This window comes from Candidatus Pelagibacter sp. uisw_091, from assembly GCF_059512525.1.
The window spans coordinates 516,062-534,036 of the sequence record NZ_CM183455.1 but is presented as its reverse complement, the minus strand read 5'-3'; the positions used below and the strand labels follow the sequence as shown (position 1 = coordinate 534,036).

The window sequence follows — 17,975 nt, the reverse complement described above, 5'->3', positions numbered from 1 at the left end:
TTAAATATTAACTTATAATCTTGTAAAATTGTGATGTTTTTTTAATTATAAAATTACTTATTAAAGGTGAGTTAATAGCAACATCGTGCATTTCCTTAATGTTTCCATTACAATGAAGAACTAAATCACAACCAGCATCAAAAGCTCTTAAAGTATTAACTTTAATAGAATTTTTTAAGCTTTTCATGGATATATCATCTGACATTATTATATTCTTAAATTTGATATTATTTCTTATTAATTTAATTATTTTTTTAGAATGAGTAGCGGTATTAGTCTTGTCAATATTGGTGTAAATTATATGTGCGGTCATAGCAAAAAAACTAGACTTTTTCTTAAAAGTTGAAAAATCGTTTTTTAATAAATATTCTAAATCTTTATTGACTTTAGGTGTTAATTCATGGCTATCTACTTTAGCTAAACCATGACCAGGAATGTGCTTGATGACAGTTCCTATATTATTTGAGTGAAAATTATTTATACAAATATCACCAATTTGAGAAACAATTTTTGGGTCTTTTGAAAATGATCGGTCACCAATGATTGAACTGGAGCCTTTCACCCTTAAGTCAAGAACGGGTAGAGTGTTAATATTTACTCCAATCGATTTTAATAAAAAAGATGTCTGTTTAATAAAAATTTTATAATAAGCATAAAATTTTTTTTTATCTTTCATGTAAAGTTTACCAAAAAATTCACTAGTTAATGAATCTGCATTAAAAATCTTTTTAAATCTATTGACTCGTCCACCCTCTTGATCAATTAAAATAGGGTAATTTTTATCTTTAAATATTCTTTTTATTTGATTTGTTAATTCTTTGGTCTGTTTCAAAGATGTTATATTTCTTGAAAAAAGTATTACACCCCAGGGTTTATATTGTTGAAGAAATTTTCTTTCTTTAACAGATAAAGTTGTAGATTTAATTCCTGTAATTAAACTTCTTCTGTTAATCATTATTATTTATTAATTTCCAAAAATTATAATTTTTTTTATTATTAATATTTTTTTCTATATACTCGACAATATCGATAGTATCATTTCTTAGCAAAATTATATTTTGAGAATACTTAGTAATTTTTTCATCTAGCTGTTTAAATGATCTATAAGAATTTTTTTTATTATCATCTGAAAAATAATATTTTATTGATAAGAAAAAAAACAATATAATTATAAATAGATATAAGAGGTATTTTAATTCTTTTATCATTACATTTTTTCTGGTGTGTCAACACCAACAATATTCATTCCTGATCTAATTACATTAGATATAACTTTTAAAAAAACCAATTTATCATTGGGGATTTTTTTTTGATCATTAATAAACCTTTTACTTGGATCATCTTTTCCCATATTCCAATATGAATGAAATTCTGATGATAATTCATACAAATAAACAGGGATTCTATGCGGCTCTAGTCTTAAACTAGCTGCCTCAATACATTTGGGCCACTCAGCAATTTTTTTTAGAATCTTTATCTCATCATTGGAATAGTCAAAATTATATTCATTAATATCTAAATCCTTGTTTATATTTAAATCAACATGTCTAAAGACTGATGATATTCTAGCAAAACAATACTGAACATAATAGAGTGGGTTATCTTTTGATTTTTCTTTAACTTTTGCAAAATCAAAATCTAGTTCAACATCACTGCTTCTATTAAGCATAATAAATCTTGTTGCATCTTTACCAACTTCTAAAATCAAATCTTCTACAGTAATATAGTCGCCTTTCCTTTTGGACATTTTAAAAGGTTTACCATCTTTTATTAACTTAACTAACTGACTAACTTTACAAACTAGCTTTCTCTTACCACTAGAAAGAGCTTCTACTACTGAGGTAATTCTTTTTATATAGCCTGCGTGATCAGCCCCAAGTATATTAATAAGTACATCGAAACCTCTGTTAAGTTTATTATTGTGATAAGCAACATCGCTGGCAAAGTAAGTCCATGATTTATCAGATTTTTGCAAAGCTCTATCTTTATCATCACCAAAATCAGTTGATTTAAATAGAAGTTGTTCTCTTTCAACCCAATTATCACCATCCTCTCCTTGGGGTGCTTTAATTTTTCCCTCGTATACTAATTTTTTTTCTTTTAAATTTTCAATTACTTTTTCAACTTCTTTATTTAAAACTATTTGAGTTTCACTAGTAAATTTATCATGAACTATTCCCAGATTAGCCAGATTAGTTTTAATTAATTTCAAAGACTCTGCTACACCTAATAACGTTAATTCTTTAGACACATCTTCAAATTGATTAAATTTTAAATTTTTGTTGTTATCAATAATATGTTTTGCAATATCTACTAAATAATCACCAGGATAAAGATCTGGATTATCAACAGGAAACTTTTCGTTATTAAGGATTTCCCTAATTCTATAAAAGACAGATTTTGTAAAATTTATAATTTGGTTACCATAATCATTTACATAATATTCTTTGGAAACATCATGTTTATTAAAAATTAATATATTAGAAATCACATCTCCTAAGATTGCACCACGACAATGACCAACATGCAATGGCCCCGTAGGATTTGCAGAAACAAACTCGACAAGATATCTTTTTTTTTGTTCTTTAATATTTACTCCAAAATTTTTATAATTTTTGTTAATATCTTTAATAAAATTGTTCCAATATATTGCTTTAAATTTAATATTGATAAAGCCAGGTTTTGCTACTGATATGGTTTCAATTTGTTCATCTTCACACTTAATTAAATCAATTAAAGTGTTTGCAATATCAATTGGGGATTTTTTGTTAACCTTTGATAGTACCATGGCTACATTTGTTGATATATCGCAGTCAAAATTTGATGGTGGTATATCTACATTAATTCCTTTTAAAGATTCAGGTATTTCTAAAGAGCCATCTTTATTTAGTTTTTTAATCAAAATTATTATTTTATCTAAGTAGAGATCAAAAATGTTCATTAAATACTTTTGTTTAAATTGATTGCATATCTATCTGTCATACCTGAAATAAAATCAGCAATTGCTCTATTGGGGTCATTTTTTAATTGGTCAGCATTTAAGAATTTTTTTGGCTTATTCTTAATTTTATAAAAAAGTTTATTAACAATTTTTTTTCCATGATTGTTTTTTAATAATACTTTTTTATTATTATACATTTTGCTTCTTAAAAAAAATCTAACTTCTTTTTCAATCTCTAAAAATTTATTTGAAAAAGATACTATAGGATTATCTAATTTATAAACATCATTTAAAGATTTGATCTTATTAATTTTTAGATTATTTTTGGTGTTTTTAATTAAGTCTCTTACCATTAGATCAATTGAATCTCTTATTATTTGATATATTAAAATATCTTTATTATTATTTTTAATATTTTTTTTATGTGATTTATAAATATCTTTAAAAAAATCAATTTCAATCAAGTCGTTTAAATTAAACATTTTTGCTCTGATTCCATCTTGTATATCATGATTGTTATAAGCAATATCATCTGAGATTGCTGATATTTGAGCTTCTAATGAACCAGAATTATTAAAATTTACTTTATTTTTAAAGTTTTTTAATCCAATCAACCTATTAACTGTCGAAAGATCTTCAACTGAACCATTGTGCTTTAATAATCCATCTAAAGTTTCTAATGTTAAATTAAGACCTCTAAATTTAAGATATTTATGCTCAAGAAACATAATTATTCTTAAAGTTTGAAGATTGTGGTCAAAGCCGCCGAAATTAGCCATGCATTCGTTAAGTGCGTCTTCTCCAGCATGACCAAAGGGTGTATGTCCTAAATCATGAGCCAAACTTAAAGTTTCAGCCAGATCATCGTTTAAACCTAAATGTTTAGCTATGGATCTTGCAATTTGCGCAACTTCAATTGAATGGGTAATTCTAGTTCTAAAATGATCCCCTTCTGTATTAACAAAAACTTGTGTTTTATGCTTTAGCCTTCTGAATGAGGCACTGTGAATAATCCTATCTCTATCTCTTTGAAATGGTGTTCTATAAAGTGAATTGGCTTCTTTAAAAATACGACCTTTGCTTTTAGATAGTGCTAAATTTGAGTAATTATTCATACTTTAAATTTAATAAATTGATATTATATTAGTAATATCAGTGTTGTTATATGATTAAAGAAATTAAATTTACAGATAAAGCTATAAAACAGATTAATAATTTGTTGTCTCAAAAAGATCCAGGGTCATTTTTTAGAATCGCTATTAAAGGAGGTGGTTGCTCAGGTTTTCAATATGAGTTTACTTTTGACAAAAAATTAGAAGCAGACGACTTAAAACATGAAAATATTCTCATTGATAAAACTTCAGCAGACTTATTAAAAGGTTCAGAAGTGGACTTTGTTTCAGAATTAATTGGTGATCAATTTAAAATCTCTAACCCACAAAGCAAATCTTCTTGCGGTTGTGGTGTTTCGTTCTCCATATAATGATTATCACATCTTGGAATGTTAATTCTGTTAGAGCAAGAATTGATAATATTAAAGAATACCTTCAAAAATTTTCTCCTGATGTTGTCATGATGCAAGAGATTAAAACCCAGGACGAAACTTTTCCTTATGATGATTTTTCATCATTAGATTATGAAAGCCATGTATTTGGACAAAAAAGTTATAACGGCGTAGCAATCATTTCTAAACATAAATTAGAAAATGTTAGAATAGATTTAATTAAAGATAAATTGAAACAATCTAGGGTTATTTCAGCAGAATTAAAACATAAGAAAAAAAATATTCAACTAATTAACATTTACACTCCAAATGGTAATCCTGTAGATACTGATAAATATACTTATAAAAAAGAATGGTTAGATACTTTGATTAAACAGCTAAAAACTCTTTCAAAGAAAAATGAAAACATTATTTTAGCAGGTGATTTTAATATTCTTCCTTCAGCAGAAGATGCTTATAATATTAAAGGTTTTGAAGATGACGCCTTATACAGACTTGAGATAAGAAAAAAATTTAGAGAAATGATTAATCTAGGTTTTCATGATGCCTACCGTCATATTCATGGTGAAAAAGAAGGTTATACTTATTGGGATTATATGAGAGGTGCTTGGCAGAAAAATAATGGATTAAGAATTGATCACTTCTTAGTATCAAATTCTTTATTAAATATAGTTAGGAATGTTAATATTAATAAAGACCCTAGAGGAAAAGAAAAACCCTCAGATCACACCCCTATTGAAATTGAATTAACTTAAAGATTTAATTTTATTAACAAGTTCTTCATTAATATTTCTTGGACCTTTATCTAGTCTATTTTTATGTCTTCTTTCCCCTGGAAGCCTAACACCCTCCATAGCTGACATTTTACTAAAAAACTCATCAGCATGTTTATCCCAACCTTTGCCAGAAATTTTCTCAGGTGAGATTGCTATAATAAATTCGCCACCGCTTGGAGGGCCACCATCGTTATTGTCTTTAGCAGCAGTTTCAAAACTGAAATTTTCACCAATTAATGCACCAGCTAATAGTTCAACCATCATTGCTATACTAGATCCTTTATAACCACCAAATGGAAGTATAACACCACCATCAGCAATTTCTCCAGGATCGGTAGTTTCTTTTCCATCTTTAGTTAAACCTGTTCCAAGAGGAACTTTGTGCCCTTCTCTTTTTGCGATCTGAACTTCACCCATTGCCATTGAAGCAGTTGCCATATCATAGACAACTGGAGTTTTACCAGGTCTAGGCCATGCAAAAGAAATTGGATTTGTACCATATAAAGGTTTCGTAGCACCCGCTGGTGCAACGGCAGGCTTATAAGATGTACAAGCTATACCAACAAGTCCTGCTTCTGCAATAGCTTCAGTTTCAGGCCAAAGAGCTGCCATATGATGTGAATTTTTTATAGCTAGAACTGCTACACCATTTTTTTTTGCTAAATCAATAACAGCAGGTAATCCTAAACTTAAAACCATAGGAGCAACTGCATTATTACCTAGTACCTTAATAATACTTGGAGCAATATTTTCTAATTGAGGTCTTGCTTTACCATTAATTTTTTTACTTTTTAAGCCAGCCACATAAGCGGGTAATCTAAACAAACCATGAGAAACAGAACCATCTCTTTCGGCTCTCATAATAGTATCTGCTAAGATACTAGCATTTTCTTCATCACATCCATTAGCTAGTAATGTTTTTTTAGCTAATTCTAAAATTTCATTTAATGTTAAGGATATTATATTCATTTATTTAGCTTTACATTTTTTGCATAAACCAAAAAACTCTAAATTATATTTATTATATTGCATTCCGGTATCGTCTTCAAAATTAGTTAAATATTTTGAAAGTTTTGGATTATTAATTTCAGAAACATTTTCACACTTATTACATATTGAAAAAGCCGTTGCTTGTGAGATTTCACAACTTGAACTTTTACATGCTATAAAAGCATTTCTACTTTCTACTTTATGTATTTTTCCAATCTCTACTAATTTATCTAGTGCTCTATAAACTTGTAGTGGTGCTTTAATTCCTTTTTTTTTAACATTAAATAAAATGGAATAAGCCTTAAGTGGTTCTTTAGCTTTTTCTATAAAATCAAAAATAATTTGCTGATTTTTAGATAAAAATTCTTCTTTATGATTCATATGTACTTCTAGCAATTACACGCTAGTTTTTCAATCGAGTGAATTTATTTATTTTTGTTAATGACAAGATAAACAAAACTAATGCAGCTGTGATTATAGATGGTCCTGACGGCGAGTTTAACTCTAATGAAGCAAATAAACCCACTATTACTGATAGCAATCCACCTATTACAGAATAAACAACCATTTGAACTGGATTATTAGAAAGATTACGTGCCATAGCTGCAGGAATAATTAACATTCCTGTAATTAACAATAGTCCAACCATTTTAATAGAAATTGCAATTATAGCAGCCATTAGAATGGTAAAAATTGCATTTACTCTCGCTGGGTTCATTCCCTCAGCTTCAGCTAATTCATAATTAACTGTTGAAGCAAAAAGTGGTTTCCAAATAATCTTTAAAACTAATAATATTAATACTCCACCAATCCAAATAATAAATATGTCATTTGGAGCTACAGCAAGAATATCACCAAACAGTAGTCCCATTATATCAAAACGAATAAATGATAAAAAGCTAATCACCACTAAACCTACAGCTAAAGATGAGTGAGCTAGTAATCCTAATAAGGCATCACCTGGCAAGTTGGTAGTTTTTTGTAGCTTTAACAAAACTAGTGCTACAGCTGAAGAAATAAAAAAAACTGATAAAGCAATATTAATATCAAAAGATAAGGCTAGAGTTACGCCAAGTAATGCAGAATGAGATAAAGTATCACCAAAAAAAGATAGTCTTCTCCAAATAACAAAACATCCAAGAGGACCAGCAACTAAAGCAATGCCTATGCCAGCAATTAGAGCTCTTATAAAAAAATCATCTAGCATTATCAATGTTTCTTTTCTTTAATACTACCATCAGTAGAATGGGTATGATCATGCTTATGCTCGTATACAGATAATAGTGTTGAAGCTTGGTCACCAAATAATTCTTTATAGTTTTTATTATTTGCAACATTCAAAGGAGTTCCAGAACAACAAACATGCCCGTTTAAACAAACAACATAATCAGTTTTAGACATAACCACATTTAGATCGTGAGAAATTAATAATATTCCACAATTAAGTTCATCAGAGATTTTTTTAATCAATTCATAAAGGGCAATTTCTCCTGTAAAATCTACACCTTGAACGGGTTCATCTAAAACAAGTAAATCAGGTTTTTTTGCTATTGCTCTAGCCATTAAAACTCTTTGAAATTCTCCACCAGAGAGACTTCTTAAATCATTATGTTTAAGATGTTCTACTTCTGTTAATTTTAAAGCACTTACAACTTCATCAAATTGAAGCGTTTGAGTTAAACTCATAAAATCAATTACTCTAATTGGCAACGTCCAATCGATTGATATTTTTTGGGGAACATAACCAATCTTATTTGTATTTTTTGTAACTTTACCTTTAATGTTTTTGTGAATTCCTAATGCAATTTTTGCTGTAGTGGTTTTTCCAGAGCCGTTTGGTCCAATCAATGTTAAAATTTTACCTCTTTCAATTTCTAAAGATACATCATGGACCAACCATTTATTATCTTGAAAAATTCCAACGTTTTTTAATTTTATTAATATTTCTTTTTTATCTAAATTCATTTTATTTTAAAAATGGCTTGACTAATCAAATATGTTATATTATTACGCTTTGTTATATTATAACATTAACTTAAAGCAAATTAAAACTATGAAAAAAATACATTTAATATCAACGTTAATTGGACTATTAGCATTTTCAACATTAGCAAAAGCAGACTTAAAAGTCGTAACGTCTATTAAGCCTATCCACTCTTTGGCTAGTTATATAATGGATGGTGTAGGTTCGCCAGGATTAATAGTTGATGGTTATAATTCACCTCATAGTTTCCAGTTAAAACCCTCTCACGCTAAAATGTTAGAACAGGCAGATATTATATTTTGGATTGGAGAAGACTTAGAAAATTTTTTAGAAAAACCGTTAGCTACAATTGCTAAGAAAGCTGAAAAGATTGAATTACTAGAAATTAAAGGCATTAAAAAATTAAAATTCAGAGAAAGAAATATTTTTGAGGAACATGAAGGTCACGATGATCACGGAGATGATGCTAAGAAAGAAGAGCACGATGATCACGGACATGATGCTAAGAAAGAAGAGCACGATGATCACGGACATGATGCTAAGAAAGAAGAGCACGATGATCATGATGATCATGGGCATGGTGAATATGATCCACACATTTGGTTAGATCCAATTAATGCAAAAGTGATATTAAATGAGATAACTGAACATTTAATTGAAAATGATTCAAAAAATGCAGCTACTTATAAATCTAATTTAGCTAAAGCTATATCTGAAATTGATAAGCTAATAATTGATGTAATTACTGAAACTAATACAGACCTTAGTTACGTAGTATTTCATGATGCATATCAATATTATGAAAATAGATTTGATGTAAATATACTTGGAGCAATGACTGTTAATCCTGATGTTATGCCTGGTGCAGAACAAATTCATGAAATTCATGAAGTCATTGAACATGATAATGTGAGTTGCATATTGTCAGAGCCTCAATTTAATCCTGATATAATCAAATCTATTGCCAAAGATACAAATGTAAAAACTGGTGTCCTGGATCCACTAGGTGCCAATCTAAAACCAGGAAAAGATTTATATTTTGATTTAATCAGAAATATGTCGGCTTCATTTAATTGCTAATATTATTTAGTAATTAAATAAAGATTTCAGTCTCTTCTATATTGTAATAAAATCCTCATAAAACTTACATATAGAGGAGACTATGTTTATTAAAAAATACCTTAAATGGATCAGTACTGCTTTAGTATTAACTGGAATATTACTAACTAATTTAAATATCTACCCTATTAACATCTACTTCCATGGTCTTGGAGTAATTGGTTGGACGATAGCTGGTTTTATATCAAAAGATAAGGCTATATTAACAAACTTTGGTTTGCAGATACCGCTATTCTTAATTGGCATTTATAAAATTATAATTTAATCATTATTAGATTATGAAAAATAGAATTTTTATTGGTGAATTTATAGGTAGTTGTTTTTTAGTGATGATTATTGTTGGCTCTGGAATAATGGCTGAAAATCTTACAAATGATAATGCTTTACGACTTACTGCAAATACACTTGCAACTGGAGCTGGGTTATTTGTCTTGATAACGGCTTTTGCAGAAATTTCAGGTGCTCACTTTAATCCTTTTGTAAGTTTAGCAATGTATTTAACCAAAAAAATTAAAGGAAAACTTTTAATCACATACATTCCAGCTCAAATATTGGGATGCTTATTAGGTGTAATGTTGGCTAATGTATTTTTTGAACATAATATAATTGAATTATCTACAAAAAATAGAGATGGCTTTCATATATTTCTAGCAGAAATTGTAGCTACTTTTGGTCTGATATTTATTATTTTTGCAACTTTAAAAGATGGTAAAACAACAATTGCAGCATGTGTTGCAACTTATATTACTGCTGGTTATTGGTTTACTTCTTCAACGTCTTTTGCAAACCCAGCTGTAGCAATAGCAAGGACTTTTACAGAATCATTTACTGGTATTAATTATCTTAATACACCAACCTATATAATTGCAGAATTAATTGGTGCATTGATTGCCGTATTCTTAATAAAAAAATTACTTTAAAGTAGATATAATTTTTCAATAATGTATTAAGAGTGAATCAACCCTCCTTAAAAATATTTAGTTGAATTCTCTGTATAGACTTCAACTTTAAATAATATAATTGTGGATGAATCAACTCTCCACAAAAGATATTAATAAATTTACTTATAGATAAAATTTCTCTTCTCTATTAAATCGACCTCAAGAATAAGAATCATTCGAAATGGAAAACAATAAAGATAAATAAAAAATAGGAAAAATAAGATGGAAATGACAACAATATATACGATCATCGGTTTTGCTTTAGCGGGATATAGCGTTATAGCAAATGATTCAATTCAAACGCTTGGAACATTTATAGCGTCAAAACAAAAATGGTTTAAATGGTATACGCTTGCAAGCGCTGCTTCATTTGTAATGATACTTGCTATCACATGGGGCTGGTACAGTAATGCTGGTGATATATCTTACGGAAGATTAACAAGAATTCCTTTCCAAGAAATACAGTGGTATCATGCTGTGGCTCCTGGAATACTTTTAGTATTAACAAGAATAGGTATACCTGTTTCAACTACCTTTTTAGTGCTGTCAGCATTTGCATCAACTGTAGTTCTTGAAAAAATGCTTATGAAGAGTGTTGTAGGATATGGCTTAGCAGCTGTTGCAGCATACATTTGTTGGATAGTAGTATCTAAATTTATCAATGAGAAATTTGATGAAGTTGAAGATAAATGGATAGGTTTTTGGAGAAACTCTGTATGGGTAACTTCTGCTTGGTTATGGTGGGTTTGGTTATCTCACGACGTAGCTAATATAGCCGTATATCTTCCAAGACAAATAGATGTAAATTTATTATTAATTGTTCTTGCATACTTTACAGCTCTTCTTTTTTATATCTTCTACATAAACGGAGGAACAATTCAAAAAGTTGTTTTAGATAAAACTGGAACTAGATACGCACGATCAGCAACAATAATTAATGTGATTTATGCTGCTGTTCTTTACTACTTTAAAGAACTTAATGATTTACCAATGTCAACAACTTGGGTATTTGTTGGTTTGTTGTGTGGTAGAGAGCTTGCAATATCTACAATGAATAAGGACTATAAGTTTAAATATGTCTTTCCTTTGATTGGTAAAGACTTCCTTAAAATGACTGTAGGATTAACGGTATCAGTAGCAATTGTATTAGCAATTCACTACATCATTATTCCAAACAACTGGTTTTAATTAAATTTATTATGTGGTCGTATTATTATTTAATACGGCCATATTTGTTTTTAAAAAAAGTTTAAAAAGATCTCTACTTAATTAAATAAGTTTAAAATAGCTGAACACTTGTAGAACTTTATCTAATTCTGCGGTATAGTTATTTCTCAAATCTCCGCAGTTATTTCAGCTATCTGCTGACCATCAAAAAATAAATTTAACAATTTAAAGTGTCAAAATTATGTTTTTGAAAATGATAAAAATACTCTGTTTTATGGGCATACATGACTACAAAACGTTAAATATTGAGTTTGGTTTTGGACCAACAGATAGAGTTACAACACTTGAGTGCAAAAGATGTGGTTACACTACAATTAAAGGAGGTAAATAAAAAATACTTGTCATGAAAAGTATTGAAAGAAATATAGATATAAGAAGATATCTTAATTGGTCAAGAATAGTTAAGGGCAAACCCATACATATAAGGTTGTATGAATTAATTTATTACGAATTACTTATAATGTGGTTTGAGATGAATAAACCTCCTTTAAGAAGATTAATTTATGAAACTATTAACTCTCAAGACTTTGAAGAAAATTTTGTCAGAGGAAAAATTTTTCAAAAATATATAGATGAGGTTTTAGAAACACCATGTGAAGATGGTTCTGGATATTATAACCCTGACACAAGAGAAATTCTAACAGAAGTTAATATTAAGGAATTATATGATATTAAATTTTTGATAAAAGACGAATTGGATAATGTAAAAATGATTGATAGATACAATGGAATATTCACATTTTGTAAAATTTATGAAAAATGGTGTTTAGAAAAAAAAGCTAAACAGGTTGAAGATATAACAAAAAAAGAAAGATTTGACGTAACATCAGATCTGCCATTAAAAATTTCTGAAAAATCTTAAAATCTATTTTACTCTGCCGTATACGTCTTGATACCTAACAATATCACTCTCTTTTAAAATTGAGCCTACTTGAGCTTCAATGATTTTAACAGGTTTATTACCAGGATTTTCAATTCTATGAATTGCTTCTAATGGAATGAATATATGATCGTTTTGTTTTTTTGAAAAGCTATCTTTGTTAAGTGTAATTTTGGGAGATCCTTGAGTTACAAACCAATGTTCTGATCTATGATGATGTTTTTGTAAACTTAATATACCTTTTGGTTTTACAAATAGTTCTTTAATTAAAAAACCTTTGCCTTCAAACAAATTAACGTATCTACCCCAAGGTCGGTAATAAACATTTTTTTTCTTATAATATTTATTCTTATTTTTATCATACATCTTTAAAATCTCTTTCCAACTGCCAAGATCTGACCAAGGAATGTCTAATTTAATAGCGTTGATTTGTTTAGTTTTTTCTAAAATTGCATAATCAAAAGACTTTGCTGTAGCCTTTTCAAAGGATGCTTTATTTAAGTAATAAGTGTTATCTTTAAGTCTCGCTTTTGAAACAGCATTAATACAATTTTTATATATTGATGGTTGGTACTTTTTAAAGTTATTTATTATTGAGTCTTTTCTCAAAAAAAACATTCCAGAGTTCCAATAACCTTTTTGTTTAATGACTTGTTTGGCTTTAGCTTCTTTAGGTTTTTCAATAAATTTTGTAACTTTATTAATATTCCCTTTAACTTTTTTTGTTAAAAAATAACCATATTCACTTGATGGAGATGTTGGTTTAATCCCAAAGATGAATATATTTTGATCTGTTAAATTAGTTTTATTTTTATTAATGGCTTTGTTAAAAATACTAGCTTTTTCAATTAAATGATCTGCTGCAAAAAACATTAAGGGTTGTTCGTTTGGAATGTCTTTAATTAATGCTGATGCAAGAATTGCTGGGGCTGTATTTCTTTTTGCAGGTTCTAAAACAATTTTATATTTACTTATCTTATGTTTTTTGAGATGTTTTTTTACCTCTTTTAAATATTTAAGATTTGTACTTATGATCGGTGCATCAAAAGTTGAAGATTTAACCCTTTCAAGAGTTTTTCCTAACAAAGTCCAATTACCAAAATCAATAAATTGTTTTGCTTGATGATTTTTAGAATTTGGCCAAAGTCTAGTTCCTGCTCCGCCACATAATATAACGGGTCTAATTTTCATTAAATATCAGCGTAAACTTTTACTTCTTTTCTTTTACCAGGATGTGTTGGTGCACCTAAATAAGCAGGACCTACTGTTTGAGCATATTTCCAAATAGTACCAGATCCAAAGCTTGATTTTTTTACTTTCCACTGTTTTCGTCTTGTGGCTAATTGTGATTTAGTTAATCTAACGTTAATGGTTCCTTTTTTGGCATCTATATCAATTACATCACCATTACGTAAAAGAGCTAAAGGACCTCCTAAGGCCGCCTCAGGGCCAACATGACCCACACAAAAACCTCTAGTAGCACCAGAGAACCTTCCATCAGTAATTAGAGCAACCTTCTCACCCATACCTTGTCCATAAATAGCACCTGTTGTTGATAGCATTTCTCTCATACCAGGACCTCCAACTGGTCCCTCATAACGAATAATAATTACATCGCCTTCTTTATATTTTTTCTTTTGTACACAAGCCATTGCAGCTTCTTCATTATCAAAACATCTAGCTTTTCCAGTAAATTGTAATTTCTTTAAACCAGCAATTTTAACAATTCCACCATCAGGAGCTAAATTACCTTTAAGACCAACAACACCACCATCTGGTGATAAAGGATTGTCATAAGCTCTTAAAACTTTTTGCTTAGGATTAAATTTAATATTTTTTAAATTTTGTTTCATCGTTTTTCCAGTAACCGTCATGCAATCACCATGAATAAAACCACCATCAAAAAGAGTTTTTAATAACATCGGAACTCCACCGGCTAACCACATATCTTTTGCAACATATTTTCCACCTGGTTTTAGATCAGCAAGATAAGGAGTTTTTTTAAAGATTTTTGCTACATCCATTAAATCAAACTTAATTCCAATTTCATTAGCTATAGCTGGTAAGTGTAACGCGGCATTTGTCGATCCACCTGTAGCAGCAACAATTGTTGCAGCATTTTCTAAAGATTTTTTTGTAACAATATCTCTTGGACGAATATTTTTTTCTAATAAGTTCATTACAGTCTTTCCACTTAATAATGCATACTTATCACGTTCTTCGTATGGAGCAGGTGTTCCAGCTGAATAAGGTAAAGCTAAACCAATAGCTTCAGAAACGCAGGCCATAGTATTTGCAGTAAATTGTCCTCCACATGCACCAGCACTTGGACATGCAACAAGTTCTAATTTTCTTAATTCTTTAGCAGACATTTTTCCAGCTGAGTGTTTTCCAACCGCTTCAAAAACATCAACAACAGTTACATCTTTACCCTTGTATTGACCTGGAAGTATTGAGCCACCATAAATAAATACACTTGGTACATTTAATCTAACCATTGCCATCATTAAGGCAGGTAGAGATTTATCACAACCAGCAATACCAACTAGTGCATCATAACAATGACCACGTACAGTAAGTTCAGTTGAGTCAGCGATTACTTCACGAGAAATTAAAGATGACTTCATTCCTTCATGACCCATCGCAATACCATCGGTCACAGTTATTGTGCAAAATTCTCTAGGGGTTCCACCTGAAGCTCTAACACCTTTTTTAACAGATTGAGCCTGTCTCATTAAGGCAATATTACAGGGAGCAGCTTCATTCCAAGTTGAAACAACACCAACAAATGGTTTTGCTACATCTTTTTCTGTTTCACCCATCGCATAATAAAAAGATCTGTGTGGAGCTCTATCAGCACCTAATGAAGTATGTCTGCTTGGTAATTTTTTTTTGTTAAATTTTGCCATTATATACCCTTTATAGTTATTGATATTCTCTCAACATCATTTTTTAAATTATTATAATTATTTTTTTCCTGATCAACAATATCTTTTGGCGCTCTATCAACAAAGTCTTTATTTGCTAATCTATGTGATATCTTGTCCATTTCCTCTTGGTATTTATTTTGTCTTGTAGTTAAATTTTCCTTAATCAATTCTAAATCAACATCTTCATCAAAATATACTTTAAATAGATCTCCAGAAACTACTAAAGTAGCAGCTGGTTTATCTAAATCTTTATTATGTAAGTTTTTGATACGACCAAGTTTTTTTAGAATAACTTCATTTTCACTAAAAAAAGATTGTTCTTTTTTACTAACACTCTCTACCGAAATATCTATAAATGAGCCAGGGCCTACATTTAATTCATTTTTAAATGATCTTAATTCAGAAACTATACTAATAATTTTTTCAACTTGGTTAGTAGATATATCCTTTTTAGGTTCCCCTGAAGGCCAATTAGCTAACATTAAGAAATCTTTACCTGACTTATCAAATTTATTATTTAACCAAATTTCTTCTGTAACAAATGGAATAAACGGGTGTAATAGTATCAATATTTGCTTAAATACATAAGCTGATACCTGTCTAACTTCATCTTTTGCTTTTTCATCTTCTGAAAATAGTATTGTTTTTGATAGCTCTAAATACCAATCACAATAAGAGTGCCAAGTAAATTGATAAGCATTTTTTGCAGCTTCATCAAATCTGTAATCTTTTAGGTTTTTTTCAATTTTATTCTTAGTTTCTATAAGTTCAGAATAAATCCATTTGTTAATATTAATTGATAGATTTGGTTTTCCTTCAATTTTAGAAAAGTCACAATTATTAGTAATTAAAAAATTGTTTGCATTCCATAATTTATTTAAAAAATTTCTATAACCTTTAACTCTATCTTCAGAAAGTTTTACATCAGTTCCAGGTGATGCCATTGAAAGTAAAGTAAATCTTAAAGCATCTGCACTATATTTTTCAATCAAATCTAAAGGATTAATTACATTTCCTTTTGATTTAGACATTTTTTGTCCTTTCTCATCTTTAACAAGTGCGTGAACATAAATATCTTTAAAAGGTTCTTTGTCTAAAAACTCCATTCCAAACATAATCATACGTGCTACCCAAAAAAATATAATATCAAATCCAGTTACAAGTACTGATGTTGGATAAAATTTATCAACATATTCTTTATTATCAGGCCACCCTAATGTAGCAAAAGGCCATAAACCTGATGAAAACCAAGTATCCAACACATCTGGATCACGAATTAAATCTACCTCTTTATTGTAAAATTTTTTAGCTTCAGCTTTTGCCTCATCTTCATTTGTTGCAACAAAGATCTTTTTATCTGGACCATACCATGCTGGTATTTGGTGTCCCCACCAAAGTTGTCTTGAGATACACCATGGTTCAATATTGTTCATCCATTGAAAATAAGTTTTTGACCAATTAGCAGGGAAAAAATTAGTTTTTTTTAAGTTAACTATTTCTTTTGCTTTAACTGATAATTTTTTTGCATCTACAAACCATTGTTCTGTTAAAAAAGGTTCAATTATTGAATTAGACCTATCTCCATAGGGAACTTTATTCTTTATATTCTCCTCCTTAACAAAAAACTCCTTTTCTTTAAGTTCTTTTAAAATTCTTTTTCTAGCTTCAAATCTATCAAGTCCAATATATTCCTTAGGAGCATTATCATTTACTTTACCACCTTCAGTAAAGATATTTATAATTTCTAAATTATTTCTTTGTCCCACATCATAATCATTAAAATCATGGGCAGGCGTTATTTTTAAAGCACCAGTTCCCAGTTCTGGGTCAGCATAATCGTCCTTGATTATCTCAATTTTTCTTCCAACAATTGGAACTGTTACAAATTTACCAACCAAATGTTTAAATCGATTATCTTTTGAATTTACAGCTATTGCCGTGTCACCCAACATAGTTTCAGGTCTAGTTGTAGCTATAGTTATAAAATCACCAGAATCTTCAATAGGATATTGAATATAATAAATTTTAGAATTAACCTCTCTTTGATCTACTTCTAAATCAGATATTGCTGTTTTTAAAACAGTATCCCAATTAACTAATTTTTTATCTTTATAAATTAAACCTTTTTTGTGAAGTTCTACAAAAACTTTTAAAACTGATTTTGAAAGGTTTTCATCCATCGTAAAAGCATTTCTCGACCAATCACAAGAACAACCCAGTTTTTTTAGCTGATTTAAAATAATGTCACCATGCTCTTCTTTCCATACCCAAACTTTTTCTATAAACTTTTCTCTTCCAATTTCATTTTTATCAATACCTTCAACAATTAACTTTTTCTCTACTAAAGCCTGTGTAGCAATGCCCGCATGATCTGTTCCTGGTTGCCATAAAGTTTCATAATTATTCATTCGGTGGTATCTAACCAAAAGATCTTGAATTGAATTATTTAAAGCATGTCCCATATGAAGACTGCCTGTTACATTGGGTGGAGGTATGACTACCGAAAATTGTTTCTTATTCTTAGTGGGTTTAAATAAATTATTTTTTTCCCAATAAGCATAGATCTTATCTTCAACGTCTGTATGTATATATTTATCGTTACTCATAGATGATATTAAGTTTATAATTTAATAATATGAATTAACAATAATCATTTTTAAAAGCTTATTTGGTATACTAATTT

The 17,975-nt window shown here is 29.2% G+C and carries 19 protein-coding genes; 8 read left to right on the top strand and 11 right to left on the bottom strand.

The annotated features are described in order from the left end of the window. Positions 1 to 7 precede the first annotated feature (7 nt). From AC5YGA_RS02870 to AC5YGA_RS02855, 4 genes are read right to left on the bottom strand one after another with little or no spacing between them, the layout of a single operon-like run. Positions 8 to 955 (bottom strand): glycoside hydrolase family 3 N-terminal domain-containing protein, encoded by a 948-nt coding sequence (locus tag AC5YGA_RS02870; protein ID WP_415309232.1) that lies wholly within the window; start codon positions 953 to 955, stop codon positions 8 to 10. Then, positions 948 to 1,208 (bottom strand): hypothetical protein, encoded by a 261-nt coding sequence (locus tag AC5YGA_RS02865; RefSeq protein ID WP_415309231.1) that lies wholly within the window; start codon positions 1,206 to 1,208, stop codon positions 948 to 950. The genes AC5YGA_RS02870 and AC5YGA_RS02865 overlap by 8 nt, the downstream gene beginning before the upstream one ends. Further along, on the bottom strand, positions 1,208 to 2,941 hold the full coding sequence (gene argS, locus AC5YGA_RS02860; RefSeq protein ID WP_496170019.1) for an arginine--tRNA ligase: 1,734 nt from the start codon (positions 2,939 to 2,941) through the stop codon (positions 1,208 to 1,210). The genes AC5YGA_RS02865 and argS overlap by 1 nt, the downstream gene beginning before the upstream one ends. Beyond that, positions 2,941 to 4,056, bottom strand: a complete 1,116-nt coding sequence (locus AC5YGA_RS02855) for a deoxyguanosinetriphosphate triphosphohydrolase (protein WP_415309229.1) — start codon at positions 4,054 to 4,056, stop codon at positions 2,941 to 2,943. The genes argS and AC5YGA_RS02855 overlap by 1 nt, the downstream gene beginning before the upstream one ends. A 50-nt stretch (positions 4,057 to 4,106) precedes the next feature. On the opposite strand from AC5YGA_RS02855, the gene AC5YGA_RS02850 reads away from it, so the two are divergent. After that, positions 4,107 to 4,424 carry a HesB/IscA family protein gene (locus tag AC5YGA_RS02850; protein WP_168606297.1) on the top strand — a complete coding sequence of 106 codons (318 nt, stop codon included), beginning with the start codon at positions 4,107 to 4,109 and terminating at the stop codon, positions 4,422 to 4,424. Next, a complete protein-coding gene (gene xth, locus AC5YGA_RS02845; RefSeq protein ID WP_415309228.1) occupies positions 4,424 to 5,200 on the top strand; it encodes an exodeoxyribonuclease III in 777 nt (258 codons plus the stop codon). Before AC5YGA_RS02850 ends, xth begins: the two co-directional genes overlap by 1 nt. On the opposite strand, the gene AC5YGA_RS02840 is transcribed toward xth, so the two are convergent. The 4 genes from AC5YGA_RS02840 to AC5YGA_RS02825 are packed head-to-tail and all read right to left on the bottom strand — an operon-like array spanning position 5,192 to position 8,176. After that, a complete protein-coding gene (locus AC5YGA_RS02840; protein ID WP_415309227.1) occupies positions 5,192 to 6,190 on the bottom strand; it encodes an Ldh family oxidoreductase in 999 nt (332 codons plus the stop codon). The genes xth and AC5YGA_RS02840 overlap by 9 nt on opposite strands. Then, positions 6,191 to 6,592 (bottom strand): Fur family transcriptional regulator, encoded by a 402-nt coding sequence (locus tag AC5YGA_RS02835; protein WP_168606300.1) that lies wholly within the window; start codon positions 6,590 to 6,592, stop codon positions 6,191 to 6,193. It lies immediately after the preceding gene. A 22-nt stretch (positions 6,593 to 6,614) separates the two neighbouring features. Next, positions 6,615 to 7,418, bottom strand: a complete 804-nt coding sequence (locus AC5YGA_RS02830) for a metal ABC transporter permease (protein ID WP_415309226.1) — start codon at positions 7,416 to 7,418, stop codon at positions 6,615 to 6,617. 2 nt (positions 7,419 to 7,420) lie between these two features. Next, positions 7,421 to 8,176 (bottom strand): ATP-binding cassette domain-containing protein, encoded by a 756-nt coding sequence (locus AC5YGA_RS02825; protein ID WP_415309225.1) that lies wholly within the window; start codon positions 8,174 to 8,176, stop codon positions 7,421 to 7,423. An 88-nt stretch (positions 8,177 to 8,264) separates the two neighbouring features. Here AC5YGA_RS02825 and AC5YGA_RS02820 point away from each other — a divergent pair, with 88 nt between their 5' ends. The 6 genes from AC5YGA_RS02820 to AC5YGA_RS02795 all read left to right on the top strand — a co-directional run bounded on the left by AC5YGA_RS02820 (position 8,265) and on the right by AC5YGA_RS02795 (position 12,344). Continuing rightward, positions 8,265 to 9,275, top strand: coding sequence for a zinc ABC transporter substrate-binding protein (locus AC5YGA_RS02820; protein ID WP_415309224.1), 1,011 nt, complete (start codon positions 8,265 to 8,267; stop codon positions 9,273 to 9,275). A gap of 82 nt (positions 9,276 to 9,357) precedes the next feature. After that, the gene (locus AC5YGA_RS02815) at positions 9,358 to 9,579 is read left to right on the top strand and encodes a DUF6552 family protein (protein WP_168606304.1); all 222 of its coding nucleotides are present in this window, start codon (positions 9,358 to 9,360) and stop codon (positions 9,577 to 9,579) included. Between the two features lie 13 nt (positions 9,580 to 9,592). Then, positions 9,593 to 10,234, top strand: coding sequence for an aquaporin (locus AC5YGA_RS02810; protein ID WP_415309223.1), 642 nt, complete (start codon positions 9,593 to 9,595; stop codon positions 10,232 to 10,234). Between the two features lie 249 nt (positions 10,235 to 10,483). Then, positions 10,484 to 11,443, top strand: a complete 960-nt coding sequence (locus AC5YGA_RS02805; protein ID WP_415309222.1) for a hypothetical protein — start codon at positions 10,484 to 10,486, stop codon at positions 11,441 to 11,443. A 232-nt stretch (positions 11,444 to 11,675) separates the two neighbouring features. After that, complete coding sequence (locus AC5YGA_RS02800; RefSeq protein WP_271525571.1) at positions 11,676 to 11,813, top strand: hypothetical protein; 138 nt, start codon at positions 11,676 to 11,678, stop codon at positions 11,811 to 11,813. Positions 11,814 to 11,825: 12 nt separating this feature from the next. Further along, complete coding sequence (locus tag AC5YGA_RS02795) at positions 11,826 to 12,344, top strand: hypothetical protein (RefSeq protein ID WP_415309221.1); 519 nt, start codon at positions 11,826 to 11,828, stop codon at positions 12,342 to 12,344. Between the two features lie 3 nt (positions 12,345 to 12,347). Here the strand turns inward: AC5YGA_RS02795 and AC5YGA_RS02790 are convergent, their stop codons facing one another. The 3 genes from AC5YGA_RS02790 to AC5YGA_RS02780 are packed head-to-tail and all read right to left on the bottom strand — an operon-like array spanning position 12,348 to position 17,898. Further along, positions 12,348 to 13,553, bottom strand: a complete 1,206-nt coding sequence (locus AC5YGA_RS02790; RefSeq protein WP_415309220.1) for a sugar phosphate nucleotidyltransferase — start codon at positions 13,551 to 13,553, stop codon at positions 12,348 to 12,350. Then, complete coding sequence (ilvD, locus tag AC5YGA_RS02785; RefSeq protein ID WP_415309219.1) at positions 13,553 to 15,271, bottom strand: dihydroxy-acid dehydratase; 1,719 nt, start codon at positions 15,269 to 15,271, stop codon at positions 13,553 to 13,555. The genes AC5YGA_RS02790 and ilvD overlap by 1 nt, the downstream gene beginning before the upstream one ends. Beyond that, on the bottom strand, positions 15,271 to 17,898 hold the full coding sequence (locus tag AC5YGA_RS02780) for a valine--tRNA ligase (RefSeq protein WP_415309218.1): 2,628 nt from the start codon (positions 17,896 to 17,898) through the stop codon (positions 15,271 to 15,273). The genes ilvD and AC5YGA_RS02780 overlap by 1 nt, the downstream gene beginning before the upstream one ends. Positions 17,899 to 17,975: the final 77 nt, after the last annotated feature.